The sequence below is a fragment of the uncultured Pseudokineococcus sp. genome, assembly GCF_947499845.1.
In the GTDB taxonomy this organism is placed as follows: domain Bacteria; phylum Actinomycetota; class Actinomycetes; order Actinomycetales; family Quadrisphaeraceae; genus Pseudokineococcus.
Genome location: NZ_CANMPM010000006.1, coordinates 81,143 through 94,689, shown reverse-complemented (window position 1 = coordinate 94,689; position 13,547 = coordinate 81,143). Strand labels below are relative to the sequence as shown.

Here is a 13,547-nt window from a genome sequence, read left to right as displayed (position 1 = left end):
CTCCGCGCCCGGGGCGGCGCCTCAGGCGCTGACGACCACCGGCACGATCATCGGGCGGCGGCGCAGGCGCCCCGAGGCGAAGCGCCCGACGACGCGCCGCACGACCTGCTGCAGCTGGTGGGTGTCCGTGGTGCCGTTGGCGACGGCCTGCTCGAGCGCCTGCACCACCTGCTCGCGCACCTGGTCGAAGACGACCGACTCCTCGGCCACGCCGCGCGCGTGGATCTCCGGCCCGGCGACGACGGCCCCGGAGGAGGAGTCGACGGCGACGAAGACGGAGATGAAGCCCTCGTCACCGAGGATGCGGCGGTCCTTGAGGTCCGCGTCCGTGATGGCGCCCACCGACGAGCCGTCGACGTAGACGTAGCCGCACGGCACGGCGCCGGCGACGCACGCGACCCCGTCGACCAGGTCGACGACCACGCCGTCCTCGGCGATGACCACGCGCTCGCGCGGCACGCCGGTGGCGACGGCGAGGTCGGCGTTGGCGTGCAGGTGCCGGTGCTCGCCGTGGATCGGCATGACGTTCTTCGGCCGCACGATGTTGTAGCAGTAGAGGAGCTCGCCGGCGCTGGCGTGGCCGGAGACGTGCACCCGCGCGTTGCCCGAGTGGACGACCTTGGCGCCGAGGCGCGTGAGGCCGTTGATGACCCGGAACACCGCGTTCTCGTTGCCGGGGATGAGCGAGGAGGCGAGGACCACCGTGTCGCCGCGCCCGACCCGCACGGAGTGGTCGTTGTTGGCCATCCGCGAGAGCGCCGCCATCGGCTCGCCCTGGCTGCCGGTGCACATGAGGACGGTGCGCGCGTCGGGGAGGGAGTCGACCTCCTTGACGTCGACGAGGACGCCGTCCGGCACCGTGAGGTAGCCGAGCTCCGCCGCGATCCCCATGTTGCGGACCATCGAGCGGCCGACGAGGGCGACGCGGCGGCCGGAGCGGGCGGCGGCGTCGAGCACCATCTGCACGCGGTGCACGTGCGAGGCGAAGGACGCCACGATGATGCGGCGCTCGGCGGTGCGGAAGACGCGGTCGAGCGAGGGCTCGATCTCGCGCTCGGACATCGTGAAGCCCGGCACCTCGGCGTTGGTGGAGTCGACGCAGAAGAGGTCGACCCCCTCCTCCCCCAGCCGGGCGAAGGCACGCAGGTCGGTGATGCGCCCGTCGAGCGGCAGCTGGTCCATCTTGAAGTCGCCCGTCATGAGCACCGAGCCGGCGGCCGTGCGGACCATGACCGCCAGCGCGTCGGGGATCGAGTGGTTGACGGCGACGTACTCGGTGGCGAACGGGCCGAGTTGCTCGGTCTGCCCCTCGCGCACCGTGAGCGTGTACGGGCGGATCCGGTGCTCGCGGAGCTTGGCCTCGATGAGGGCCAGCGTCAGCGTCGAGCCCACGAGGGGGATGTCGGGCCGCAGGCGCAGCAGGTAGGGCACCGCGCCGATGTGGTCCTCGTGGCCGTGCGTGAGGACGACCGCCACGACGTCGTCGAGGCGGTCGGCGATGGAGGAGAAGTCCGGGAGGATGAGGTCGACGCCCGGCTGGTGGTCCTCGGGGAAGAGGACGCCGCAGTCGACGACGAGCAGCTTGCCGTCGACCTCGAGGACGGTCATGTTGCGCCCGACCTCGCCGAGGCCGCCGAGCGCGGTCAGGCGCAGCGCGCCGTCGGCGAGCGGGGGCGGCGGGGCGAGCTCGGGGTGGGGGTGGCTCACAGGAGTCCTGCTTCCGTCAGGGCCCCGCGCAGGTGCTCCAGCTGCTCGCCGGTGAGGGCGACCAGGGGCAGCCGCACGGTGCGGTGGGGGGTGGCACCGAGCAGCTGCGCGACGGCCGAGGCCGAGGCGGCGCCCTGGGTGCGCGTCATCATGGCGTCGACGATCGGCAGCAGCCGGACGTGCAGCGCCCGAGCGGTCGGGAGGTCCCCGGCGTCGACGGCGTCGACCATCTGCCGGTAGGCGCCCGCCGCCGCGTGGGCGACCACGCTGACGACGCCCGCGGCGCCCTGCGCGAGGTGCGCGAGGTTGAGGGCGTCCTCGCCGGAGTACCAGGCGAGGTCGGTGCTCGCCATGACCTGGGAGGCGGCGAGCAGGTCGTTCTTGGAGTCCTTCACGGCGACGACGCGGGGGTGCTCGGCGAGCGCCCGCAGGGTCGTCACCTCGACCGGCGTCGCGGTGCGGCCGGGGATGTCGTAGACCATCACCGGCAGGCCGGTCGCGTCCGCCACCGCGCGGAAGTGGGCCAGGAGGCCCTCCTGCGGCGGCTTGGAGTAGTACGGCGTGACGACGAGCAGGCCGTGGGCCCCGGCGGCCTCGGCGGCCCGCGCCGCCTCCACGCTGCCCGCCGTGTCGTTGGAGCCCGCGCCCGTGAGGACGTGGGCGCGGTCGCCGACCGCCTCGAGGACGGCGCGCACCACGCGCGCCTTCTCCTCCGGGGACGTCGTGGGCGACTCCCCCGTCGTCCCGTTGAGGACGAGGCCGTCGCAGCCGGCGTCGACCAGCGAGGTCGCGAGGCGGGCGGCGCCGTCGAGGTCGAGGGCCCCGTCGGCGTCGAGGGGCGTGGCCATGGCGGTCAGCACGGCGCCGAAGGGTCGCGGGGGCGTCCTCGGGGCGTCGGGCGGGGTCGTCATCGGCACGGGGGCACGCTACCGACCGCGCGGGTCCCGGCGCCGCACCCTCCCGGCGCGCCGGTCGGGCGCCGCCGGGCTCGCGGTCGGCGAGGGATCCGACGCCGGCGCGGTCGGGCCGTGGGGAGAGGAGGCGTCACGGGCCGGGGCGTGCGGGGCCCGGGCGTCGGGGGCCAGGCCCCCCGGGGCCCCGCCGCCGGCCGGCAGGTCGACGTCGCGGCCGTGCTCGGCGGCCTCGCGGCGGCGCGCCATGGCGTCCTTGGTCACCAGGGCGTAGACGTCGACGTACTCCTGGCCGGACAGCGCCATGATCGCCCGCATCACGTCGTCCGTCGCCGCGCGCAGGACGAAGCGGTCGTCCGCCCCGCCGGCGTACCGGGAGAGGTCGACCGGGGGGCCGAAGCGCAGCCCGACGCGACGGACCGACGGCACCAGGCGCCCGACGGGCTGGACGACGTCGGTGCCGATCATCGCCACGGGCACGACGGGGACGCCGCTCTCCAGGGCCAGGCGCGCGGCACCCGTGCGACCGCGGTGCAGCCGCCCGTCGGGGCTGCGGGTGCCCTCGGGGTAGATGCCGAGGAGCTCGCCGCTCCGCAGGACGGCGAGACCCGTCCGCAGCGACGCGAGCCCGGCCGCGCCGCCCGAGCGGTCGACCGGCAGCTGGCCGACGCCCCGGAAGAAGCCGGCGGTGAGCCGGCCTCGCACGCCCCGGCCGGTGAAGTAGTCGTCCTTCGCGAGGAAGGTGACGCGCCGGTCGAGCACGAGCGGCAGGAAGATGGAGTCGCTGAAGGACAGGTGGTTGCTGACGAGCAGCGCCCCGCCGTGGTCGGGCACGTGGTGGCGCCCTTCGACCCACGGCCGGTACAGCGTGAGCAGCAGGGGCCCGAGCACCATCCGCTTGAGCAGCCAGTAGAGCACCGCGGCCTCCCTCGCCCGACGACGCCGGTCGGCGCCCTCCCCTGCTGGCGCCTGCCGGCACCCCCTCCTGCTGGCGCCGGTCGGCACCCTCCCCTCCTGGCGCCTGCCGGCACCCCTTCCTGCTGGCGCCTGCCGGCACCCGGGGGCGCGCAGGACTCTAGGCGCTGCAGCGGCTGCCGCACCGCGGCCGGCTCGGCCCGAGCCGGTCCCCGCCGGCTCCCCGGCGGACCCGCCCGGCTCCGAGCAGCGCGCTGCCGGGACCCGGGCCGCGTGCGACCATCACGACGTGCCCCTGCGCGACCCCCGGACCGGACGGCGCCGCGGCCGCCACCCCGCCCCCGACCCGCTCGTCGTCGCGGGCGCGCAGCCGTGGGAGGGCCCGCCCGCGGCGCACCGCCCCCGGGTCGGGGTGCTGCTCCTGCACGGCTTCACCGGGAGCCCGGCCTCCGTGCGGCCCTGGGGCGAGGCCCTCGCCGCCGCCGGGCTGCACGTGGCCGTGCCCCGCCTGCCGGGCCACGGCACGAGCGTCGCCGACCTCGACCGGACGACGTGGCACGACTGGTACGCCCTGGCCCGGGCCGACCTGCTGCGGGTGCGGGAGCGGTGCGACGTCGTCGTCGTGGGCGGCCTGTCCATGGGCGGGGCCCTCGCCCTGCGGCTCGCGGTCCACGAGGCCTCCTCCGTCGACGCGGTGGCGCTCGTCAACCCCGCCGTCCTCCTCGGCGACCCTCGTCTCGTCGCCCTGCCGCTGCTGCGCCTGCTGCGCCGCGACGTGCCGGGGGTCGCCGACGACATCGTCCTCGAGGGCCGCACCGAGGTGGGCTACGACCGCGTCCCCCTGCGCGCGCTGTCCTCCTTCGTGGGCCTCATGGCCGGTGTGCGCGAGGAGCTGCCCCGCGTGGGGCAGCCCCTGCTCGTCGCGTCCTCGGCCCACGACCGCGTCGTGCCGCCGCGCAGCGCCGCCCTCGTGCGCACCGCCACCTCCTCGCGCGACGTCCGCGACGTCCGCCTCCCGCGCAGCGGCCACGTGGCGACGCTCGACCACGACGCGCCCGTGGTCGTCGCCGAGACCCTGCGGCTGGCCCGCGACGTCGCTCGGTCCACCGGGGCGGCGTCCACCGGAGCGGCGTCCACCGGAGCGGTGGCGTGAGCGGGCGCCCGGAGGACGCCGCGGGCGGTCGCGGCGAGGACCCGGTCGACGTCGACGCCGCCTGGGCCGACATCGTCGCCCGCTGGGGCGAGCCGGCGGCCGAGCCCGGGCACCCGCGGGGCGGGCCCCGCCCGGACCAGCCCCGCACCGACCGGCCCGGCACGGACCAGCCCCGTACCGAGCGGCCCGGCACCGATCGGCCTGGCACCGATGGGCCCGGCCCCGCCGAGCCCCGGCCCGACGTCGGGGACGCGGCCGACGCTCGTCCCGACCCCGACCCCGGGCCCACGACCCCGCAGGCGTCCGGAGGTCCGGTGGCGCGCGGGTGGGACGACGTGCCCCTGCGCGCGCCGGGCGAGGACGACCCGTGGCGCTCGGCCCCGGTGGGCTCGGGCGACGGGCAGGGCCGCGGGGCCCCCGACAGGGACGGCGAGGAGCACTACACCCCGCCGGAGCCCGTGCCGGGGCCGCCGACCCCGCTCGTCACGCGGCTCGCGTGGGCGGGCGCGGTGGCCGGGCCCGCGGTGCTCCTGCTGTGCGCCCTGGTGTGGCGGGACGCCCCCGCCCTCGTCGTCGCGGCCGCCGTGGTCGCCTTCGTGGGCGGCTTCGGCGTCCTCGTGGCACGCCTCCCGCGCTCCCACGACGACGACGACGGCGCGGTGGTCTGACCCCTCTCCCCCCGGGTGCCCACTCCCCCGGCGGGCGATGGGGACCGTCGGGGCCGCACCCCGTCAGGTGCTGGACCCGTCAGGCGGCGGGCACCTCCAGCTCGGCGACGAGCGGCGCGTGGTCGCTCGCCCCCGCCGCGTCGAGCACCTGCGCCGAGCGCACGCGCGCGCCGCGCACGAGGAGGGCGTCGATGCGGGCGCGGGATCCCGCCCGGCGGGCGGCGGGGAAGGTGCCGCCCGGCCCGGTGCCCGCGGCGGCGAAGGCGTCCTGGCCGCCGGGTAGCAGCGCCGACCAGGACGGCCCGCCGGGGTGCTCGTTGAGGTCGGCCCCCACCACCGCGGGGCCGGTGCCGTCCTCGGCGGCGAGCCGGGCCGCGTGGTCGGCGCGCTCGCCCTCGTCGAGACCGAGGTGGGCCGCCCGGAGCAGCAGGCGCGGGCCCCCGGCGGCGCTGACGAGCGCGGAGGCGCTGCCGCGCACGGGGGTGGTCAGCCCGCGGACCGGGAGCGCGAGGACCGCGGCGGCGTGGACGTGCAGGCGGGCGGCGACGAGGACGAGGCTCCCGGCGGCGGGCCGGCCGGCCGCCGCCACCAGCAGGCCGCTGCGCCGCGCCAGGGCGGCCGACCGCGGCACCGCACGGGGGCCGCGGGGCCCCTCCTGCAGGAGGACGGCGTCGCAGGCGGCGGCCCGCAGCACCTCGGCGACGGCGTCGGTCCCCGCGCGCAGCCCGTGGACGTTCCACGTCAGGACGCGCAGCACGCCCGGCGCGTCCGGGGCGCCCGTCCCCGTCGTCCCCGGCCCCGCCGTCATCCCCAGCCCCGCGACAGGTCGGCGGCGCCGACCAGCCCCGCGTCGGGGCCGAGACGGGCGCGCACGATGCGGGCCTCCGGGCGGTGGCCGCGGCCGGTGAGCGTGCGCCGGAACTCCTCGCGCGCCGGCCCGAGCAGCAGCTCGCCGGCGTCGCTCACGCCCCCGCCGATGACGAAGGTGCCCGGGTCCAGCGCGGCGGCGAGGTTGGCGATGCCCGTGCCGAGCCAGCGCCCCGTGTCCTCGACGACCTCGACCGCGGCCGGGTCGCCCGCCAGCGCCGCGGCGGTGACGACGGGCCCCCGGACGGCCTCCGGGTCGCCGCCCGCCCCGGCGAGGAGGGCGTGCGCGAAGGGCGACCCGCCGCGCGCGAGCTCGCGGCCGTCGCGACCGATGGAGTTGCCGGACGCGTACTGCTCCCAGCACCCCCGGCCCCCGCACTCGCAGCGCCGCCCGCCCGGCACCAGCACCATGTGCCCGAACTCGCCGGCGATGCCGTGGCGACCGCGCTGCAGGCGCCCGTCGTTGACGACGGCGCCGCCGATGCCCGTCCCCAGCGTGATGACGACGAGCCGCGGCTCGCCGCGCCCCGCGCCGAAGCGGTACTCGGCCCACGCCGCGGCGTTGGCGTCGTTCTCCACGAGCGTCCGGCGTCCCACGCGGCGCCCGAGCCGGGCGCGGACGCGCATCTCCACGGCCTCGCGCAGGGGCTCGTCCCGCCACGCGAGGTGGGGGGAGAACACGACGGTCGACCGGGTGGCGTCCACGAAGCCCGCGGCGCCGATGCCGACGGACACGACGTCGTGGTGGGCCGACAGCTCGGCCACGAGCTCGGCGATGAGGTCCTCGACCGCCTGCGGGCTGCGCGTCGGGGTGTCCCGGCGCGCCCGCGCGACGACGCGGCCCTGGGCGTCGACGACGCCCGCCGCGACCTTCGTCCCGCCGATGTCGATGCCGATCGCCAGGCCGTCGCCGATCATGGCGCGCCGCGCCTGGCGGCGGAGGCGCTCGCCCGCCTGGAGCCGGCGCAGCCGGCGGACCTCGTCGACCTCGGCGCGCCCCCCGAAGAGGGGCTGGCGGGACCGCGCCGCGCGCCGGCGCTCCGCCGGCGTCGGGACGGCCTCGCCCCGGCGCGGGCGCGGGCCGTCCCCGGCGCCGGCGCTCACGAGCGGTCGGCGAGGTGCGCGACGCCGACCATCCCCGCGTCGTTGCCGAGCTCCGCCCGGTCGATGCGGGGCAGGTCGCGGTGCTGGGACGCCGTGAGGGCGCCCGCGAAGGCGCGGCGCATGGGGTCCAGCAGCAGCGCCCCCGCCGAGCTGACGCCCCCGCCGACGAGGATCGTGCCGGGGTCCAGCACGGCGGCGAGGCTGGCCGCGCCCTCGCCGAGCCAGCGGCCCAGGGTGGCCACGAGCTCGACGGAGGCCTCGTCGCCCTCCTCGGCCGCCGCGGTGACGTGCGGCCCGGTGACCTCGGCCGGGTCGCCCCCCGCGAGCTCGAGCAGCCGGGCCGCCCGGGCCGGGTCGGTGGCGGCCAGCGAGCGGGCCCACCGCACGAGCGCCTGCCCGGAGCCGTACTGCTCCCAGCAGCCCGTCCGCCCGCACCCGCACTGCTGGCCGTCGGGGACGACGCGCAGGTGCCCGACCTCGGCGGCCATGCCGCCGGTGCCGCGCACGAGCTCACCGTCGAGCACGATCCCGCCGCCGAGGCCCGTGCCCACGGTGAGCAGCACCATGTCGCGGGCGCTGCGGCCCCCGCCGTGGACGAACTCGCCCCACGCGGCGGCGTTGGCGTCGTTCTCCACCACCACCGGCAGGTCGACGCGCTTCTCGACCTCCTCGCGCAGCGGCTCGTGCCGCCAGGCCAGGTTGGGCGCGAAGACCACGGTCGAGCGCGACGCGTCGATGTAGCCGGCGGCCGCGACGCCGACTCCGGTGACGTCGTGCTCGGCGCGCAGCTCCGCGACGGCGTCCGCGACGGCGTCCTCGATGGCCTCCGGGTCCGTGGCCGGCGTCGTCCGGCGCGTCCTCGCGAGGACGGCGCCGCTCTCGTCCACGACGCCCGCGGCGATCTTCGTGCCGCCGATGTCCACGCCGATCGTGCTCATGGGTCTCCCGTCTGGCAGGTGAGCGGCCGGCCCCGGCTGCGGGGCGCACCGGTGCCCGGACGGGGTCGGTGCCGCCCGGGGAGGCTAGCGGCCCGCGGGCGGCGGCCCGGCGGGCGCCGGAGCACCCGGTCGGGCGAGGCCGCCACCCTCGCAGGGCCCTACGCTGGGGGCCACCGGCCCGAGGCGGCGCCGGGACCGGCGTCGCCGGGCCCGAGGCCCGGGCCCCGAGCGTCGAGGAGCCGTCCGTGCGCGAGTCCAGCCGACCCCCGCTCGTCGAGGTCGACCACGACAGGAGCCTGGCGCAGCTCGTCGTGGACGCCGCGCGCGAGGTGCCCGAGGCCGTGTCCTTCCGCCGGCCCGACGGGTCCGGCGGCTGGACAGACGTCACCGCGGCCGCCTTCCTGGCCGACGTCGAGGCGGTGGCCCGCGGCCTCGTCGCCGCCGGCGTCGAGCCCGGCGACCGCGTCGGCCTGCTGTCGCGCACGCGCTACGAGTGGACCCTCGTCGACTTCGCGATCTGGACCGCGGGCGCCGTGACCGTCCCCGTGTACGAGACCTCCTCGCGCGACCAGGTGGCCTGGGTGCTCGAGGACTCCGGCGCGCGGTGCGTCGTCGTGGAGACGGCGGTCCACGCCGGCCTCGTCCAGCGCGCCCGGCCGGAGGGCGACGACGGGCCGACCTGGGCCGTCGAGGACGGCGGTCTCGACGAGCTGCGGCGGCTGGGCCGCGACCTCGACCCGGCGGAGCTCGACCGCCGCCGCGCCGCCCTCACGTGCGACTCCCCCGCCACGCTGATCTACACGTCGGGGACGACCGGGCGCCCGCGCGGCTGCGTCCTCAGCCACGGCAACTTCCTCGTGCTGGCCGAGAACGGCGCCGCCCTGCTGCGCGACCTCGTGCGGCGCGAGGACGCCTCGACCCTGCTCTTCCTCCCCCTCGCGCACGTGCTGGCCCGCTACATCCAGGTCCTCGCCGTCGTGTCGCGGACACCGCTCGGGCACACGTCCGACCCCAAGCACCTGGCCGACGACCTGGCCTCCTTCCGGCCGACCTTCGTGCTCTCGGTGCCGCGCGTGTTCGAGAAGATCTACAACGGGGCGGAGGCGAAGGCCGACGCCGCCGGGCGCGGGGACCTCTTCCGCCGGGCCGCCGGCGTCGCCGAGCGCTGGAGCCGGGCCCAGGACGCGGGCGGCCCGGGGCTGGGCCTGCGCCTGCAGCACGCCCTCTTCGACCGCCTCGTGTACGGGCGCGTCCGGGCGGCCATGGGCGGCCGGCTCGACTTCGCCGTCTCGGGGGGCGCGCCGCTCGGCGAGCGGCTCGGCCACTTCTTCCGCGGCGTCGGCGTCACGGTGCTCGAGGGCTACGGCCTCACGGAGTCCACCGCCCCCACCGCGGTCGGCGTGCCCGACGAGCTCCGCATCGGCACGGTCGGGCGCCCGCTGCCCGGGACGTCCGTGCGGGTCGGGGACGACGGCGAGGTCCAGCTCAAGGGGCCCCACATCACGAGCGGCTACTGGCGCGACGAGGAGGCCACGCGGGCGGCCTTCGTCGACGGCTGGTTCCGCACGGGGGACCTGGGGCACCTCGACGACGACGGGTACCTGCGCATCACCGGCCGGTCGAAGGAGATCATCGTCACCGCCGCGGGCAAGAACGTCGCGCCGGCCGTGCTCGAGGACCGGCTGCGCGCCGCGCCCCTCGTGGGGCAGTGCATGGTCGTCGGCGACGGGCGCCCCTTCGTCGGGGCCCTGCTGACCCTCGACCCCGACATGCTGCCGCTGTGGCTGCGCAACCACGGCCTGCCGGAGGGGACGACGCCGGCCGAGGCGGCCGCGATGCCGGAGGTGCGCGCCGAGCTGCAGCGCGCCGTCGACAGCGCGAACGAGGCCGTCTCCCGCGCGGAGTCCATCCGCCGCTTCGCGGTGCTGCCGGCCGACCTCACGGAGGAGAGCGGCCACCTCACGCCCTCGCTCAAGCTCAAGCGCGCCGCCGTGCTGCGCGACCACGCCGACCGCGTGGAGGAGATCTACGCGTCCTGACCCCGCGCCCGCCGAGCCCACCGGCGCGACCGCGTCCGCCCTCCCCGCCCGGCCGGGGGCAGGCGCAGCGCCGGGTCGGGCCCGTCGGGGACGGGGACCGACGGGTCGAGCAGCACGCGCAGCCGCTCCACCTGGCCCTCCCACGACCAGGCGGCGGACACCCACCGCCGCCCCTCGGCGCCCCAGGCGCGGGCGCGCGCCGGGTCGCGCAGGAGCCCCACGAGGGCGTCCGCCACGGCCGCGCCGTCGCGCCCGTCCACGACGACGCCGGTCCGGCCGGGCAGGACCGCGTCGGGGGCGCCGCCGGAGTCGCCCACCACCACGGGCAGCCCGCTGGCGGCCGCCTCGAGGTAGCAGATGCCGAGCGCCTCCGGCTCGAGACCGAGCAGGCGGGTGCGGGTGGGGACGGCGAAGACGTCCCCCGCGGCGTAGTGCTCGGCGGTCCGCGCCCACGGCACGCGGCCGGCGAGGACGACGGAGGAGCACACGCTCAGGCGGCGCACGAGGCGCTCGACGCGGCGTCGTCCCGGCCCGTCGCCGACGAGCAGGAGGACGGCGTCCGGCTCCCGGGCGAGCACGGCGGGCAGGGCCCGGACGAGCACGTCCTGCCCCTTGCGCGCCACCATGCGGGACACGCAGACGACGACCGGCCGCCCCTCGAGCCCGAGCTCGCGGCGCACCCGACCGCCCCCGGCGCCGGGGCGGAAGACCTCGGCGTCCACGCCCGGCACCAGCCGCTGCAGGCGCGACCGGCCGCGCGCGGACAGGGGCCGCGCCACCCGGGCCGCGCACCACGGGCCCAGGGCCGTGAGCACGTCGACCCTGTCCCCGACCGCCCGCAGGGCGGTCCGGGCCACGGGCAGGCTGGCCCACCAGGTCTCGTGGCCGTGCGTCGTCGCCACGACGCGGCGCACCCCCGCGCGGCGCAGCGCCGGGGCCATGAGCGCCAGCGGCGCCGCCGCCCCGAACCACACGCGGTCGCAGCCGTGCTCCCGGGCCGTCCGGGCCACCCGGGCCACGACCGCCGGCGTCGGCACGAGCAGCCGCGCGGGGTCGCGGACGACGGGGAAGGCGAGGCCGGCGTCGTGCTCGCGGTCCCCGGGCTGGCGGGCGGTGTGGACGACCACCTCGCCGGGGGGCAGCCGCGAGGCCACCGCGAGGACGAAGGACTCGATGCCGCCCGTGCGGGGCGGGAAGTCGTTCGTCACGACGAGGGTCCGGCCCGCCACCTCAGCCACCGTCCCCGGACGTCGCCGGGACCTCGGGCGCGTCGACGCCGGCGAGGGCGGCCAGGTCCTCGCGCCACTGGGCCGTGAGGACGTCGAGGTCGACGCCGAGGACCCGGGGGACGGCCTCGGCGAGGGGCAGAGGGGCGACCCGCAGCCCCTCGCCCTCCGCGGTCCCCTCCTCCGCGCTCTGGTCCCCCGCGCCTTGGTCCCCCGCTGTCTGGTCCCCCGCGCCCGCGCCCGCGGCGCGACCGCTCGCGGCGCGCATCAGCTCGAGCAGGGCCGCGCGCCCGTGGCGCCGGTCGACCGTGCGGACGGCGAGCCAGGCGGCGGAGTAGGCCGGCGCCACCGCCCCGACCGCGGGGTCGAAGTCCGCGGCGGACGGCGGCGCCGCCGGTCCGCGCCCGGCCCGCACCTCGGAGAGCAGGTCGGCCGCCGCCACGTCGGGCCCCAGGCCGGCGCCCTCGTAGGCCACGAGCTCGGCGAAGCCCTCGGAGAGCCACGGCGGCGGGTCGGCCGCGGCGCCGGCGCGGACGGCGACGTGGGTGGTCTCGTGCGTCAGCACGACCTCGCGGCCGAGCTCGCCCAGGACGTCGAGCGCCGCGGGGTTGACGATCACCCGGTCCACGGCGCCGGCCGCCCCCGGCGCGCCGGAGGAGCGGTCGGCGCCCGTCGTGAGCGCCGCCACCTGGTCGAGCCCGGCGGCGTCCTCGCGCCCGAGCAGGCGCACGAGCTGGTCGGCGTCGTCCGGCACGACGACGACGGTCGTGCGGGGCCACGCCGTGCCCCAGACGGCGTCGACGCGCTCCGCGGCGGCGTCCCCGAGCGCGGCCTGCTGCTCGAGGACCGGTCGCGGGGCCGTGCCGACCACGAGGGTGCGGCTCCCCCGCACGACGTCGACGGCGCCGAGGTCCCAGACGTCGGGCCGCGAGGGCCCGTCGACGTCGTCGGCGAGGAGCCAGGTGCCGCCCCGCTCGACGACCGTGAAGGAGCGCTGCCGCTGCTGGTCGACGACGTCGACGCCCTCGACGCGGTAGCGCAGGCGGACGTCGGCCACCCAGGCGGTCCCGCCCAGCTCGGCCCGGCGGTCCTCCGCCAGCCGTGGCCCCTCCCCGACGACCTCGTAGGACCAGGCCGCCAGCGGCACCCGGGCCAGACCGAGGACGGTGCGCTCCTGCCGCTCGCGGAAGGCCGCGGCACCCGGGTCCACGAGCGCGAGGACCCCGTCGACGTCGTGGGCGAGGACCGCGGCCGCGCGGGCGTCGAGCAGGCGCTGCAGGGCGGTGCTGCGCTCGTCCGCCGGCGCCGCCTCCGCGGGCGCCCCCACGGACGACGCCGCGGACGACCCCGCACCGGCGATGGGTCGCTCGGCCGCCGGGCCGTGGCAGCCGGCGAGGAGCAGGGCGGCGGCGGCCGCGGCGGCACCGGCCCTCCCCGCCCGCGACCTCCCCGTCCGCGACCTCCCCGGCCCCGGGCGGCGCCGGCCGTCCTCGTCGCGCCCCGTCGGGACGCGCCGGCCGAGGAGCACCGCCCGCGGGGCGAGGGCCTCAGCCGGCCCGGGTCGCTCCGCCACGGCGGGCATCGTAGGCGGGCCCCGGCGGCCCCACGGGCACCAGGCGCAGCGGTGGGACGAGCCCGGACGAGGCGAGGACGCCCAGCGCGGCGCGCTCGGCGTCGTCGAGCTCGCCCACCGGGCCCGGCGCGTCAGGACCGCGCCCGGCGGGCGCGACCCCCTCCCGGACCCGCGGCACGCCGAGCAGCACGCCCACCACGCAGTCCGAGCAGGCCGGGCCGCGGGCGGCGCAGCCGTCGCAGTCGACGATCATCGGTGACCCCTCCCTCAGGCAGCGGCCGAGGAGCTCCCCGACCGGCGCGCCGGACGCTAGGGGCGCCCCCCGACAACGCCTCCGACGACACCTCCGACGACACCCCGGCACCATCCGGGCGACGGCCCCCTCGACCGCCCCGCACGACGCCCCCCGGGCGCTCGGAGGACTGCCCCGGGGGGTGGCCGGGCGC

General features: G+C 78.8%; 12 protein-coding genes. 3 read left to right on the top strand and 9 right to left on the bottom strand.

Going from position 1 to position 13,547, the window contains the following annotated elements; genetic code table 11:
• Positions 1-21 precede the first annotated feature (21 nt).
• From Q0789_RS07925 to Q0789_RS07915, 3 genes are read right to left on the bottom strand one after another with little or no spacing between them, the layout of a single operon-like run.
• Positions 22-1,707 (bottom strand): ribonuclease J, encoded by a 1,686-nt coding sequence (locus Q0789_RS07925; protein ID WP_298803913.1) that lies wholly within the window; start codon positions 1,705-1,707, stop codon positions 22-24.
• Complete coding sequence (gene dapA, locus Q0789_RS07920; RefSeq protein WP_298804129.1) at positions 1,704-2,618, bottom strand: 4-hydroxy-tetrahydrodipicolinate synthase; 915 nt, start codon at positions 2,616-2,618, stop codon at positions 1,704-1,706. The genes Q0789_RS07925 and dapA overlap by 4 nt, the downstream gene beginning before the upstream one ends.
• 15 nt (positions 2,619-2,633) lie before the next feature.
• On the bottom strand, positions 2,634-3,536 hold the full coding sequence (locus Q0789_RS07915) for a 1-acyl-sn-glycerol-3-phosphate acyltransferase (RefSeq protein WP_298803911.1): 903 nt from the start codon (positions 3,534-3,536) through the stop codon (positions 2,634-2,636).
• A gap of 286 nt (positions 3,537-3,822) precedes the next feature.
• On the opposite strand from Q0789_RS07915, the gene Q0789_RS07910 reads away from it, so the two are divergent.
• Together Q0789_RS07910 and Q0789_RS07905 are read left to right on the top strand one after the other, a co-directional pair.
• A complete protein-coding gene (locus tag Q0789_RS07910) occupies positions 3,823-4,686 on the top strand; it encodes an alpha/beta fold hydrolase (protein WP_298803909.1) in 864 nt (287 codons plus the stop codon).
• A complete protein-coding gene (locus tag Q0789_RS07905; protein ID WP_298803907.1) occupies positions 4,683-5,354 on the top strand; it encodes a hypothetical protein in 672 nt (223 codons plus the stop codon). Before Q0789_RS07910 ends, Q0789_RS07905 begins: the two co-directional genes overlap by 4 nt.
• A 79-nt stretch (positions 5,355-5,433) precedes the next feature.
• Here Q0789_RS07905 and Q0789_RS07900 read toward each other — a convergent pair whose 3' ends face one another.
• From Q0789_RS07900 to Q0789_RS07890, 3 genes are all read right to left on the bottom strand, one after another.
• Positions 5,434-6,162, bottom strand: coding sequence for an endonuclease/exonuclease/phosphatase family protein (locus tag Q0789_RS07900; protein WP_298803905.1), 729 nt, complete (start codon positions 6,160-6,162; stop codon positions 5,434-5,436).
• Positions 6,159-7,139, bottom strand: coding sequence for an ROK family glucokinase (locus tag Q0789_RS07895; RefSeq protein ID WP_171203388.1), 981 nt, complete (start codon positions 7,137-7,139; stop codon positions 6,159-6,161). Before Q0789_RS07895 ends, Q0789_RS07900 begins: the two co-directional genes overlap by 4 nt.
• Positions 7,140-7,321: 182 nt before the next feature.
• Positions 7,322-8,263: an ROK family glucokinase gene (locus Q0789_RS07890; RefSeq protein ID WP_171203384.1), complete on the bottom strand. Its 942-nt coding sequence runs from the start codon at positions 8,261-8,263 to the stop codon at positions 7,322-7,324.
• A gap of 245 nt (positions 8,264-8,508) precedes the next feature.
• On the opposite strand from Q0789_RS07890, the gene Q0789_RS07885 reads away from it, so the two are divergent.
• Positions 8,509-10,302 carry a long-chain fatty acid--CoA ligase gene (locus tag Q0789_RS07885; protein ID WP_298803902.1) on the top strand — a complete coding sequence of 598 codons (1,794 nt, stop codon included), beginning with the start codon at positions 8,509-8,511 and terminating at the stop codon, positions 10,300-10,302.
• Here Q0789_RS07885 and Q0789_RS07880 read toward each other — a convergent pair.
• Genes Q0789_RS07880 through Q0789_RS07870 form a run of 3 tightly spaced genes read right to left on the bottom strand, consistent with a single transcriptional unit; the run spans position 10,290 to position 13,354 of the window.
• Complete coding sequence (locus tag Q0789_RS07880; RefSeq protein WP_298803900.1) at positions 10,290-11,531, bottom strand: glycosyltransferase family 4 protein; 1,242 nt, start codon at positions 11,529-11,531, stop codon at positions 10,290-10,292. The two genes, Q0789_RS07885 and Q0789_RS07880, sit on opposite strands and share 13 nt — an antisense overlap.
• Position 11,532: 1 nt before the next feature.
• Complete coding sequence (locus tag Q0789_RS07875; RefSeq protein ID WP_298803898.1) at positions 11,533-13,101, bottom strand: hypothetical protein; 1,569 nt, start codon at positions 13,099-13,101, stop codon at positions 11,533-11,535.
• Positions 13,076-13,354: a hypothetical protein gene (locus tag Q0789_RS07870; protein WP_298803896.1), complete on the bottom strand. Its 279-nt coding sequence runs from the start codon at positions 13,352-13,354 to the stop codon at positions 13,076-13,078. The genes Q0789_RS07875 and Q0789_RS07870 overlap by 26 nt, the downstream gene beginning before the upstream one ends.
• Between the last annotated feature and the right edge of the window lie 193 nt (positions 13,355-13,547).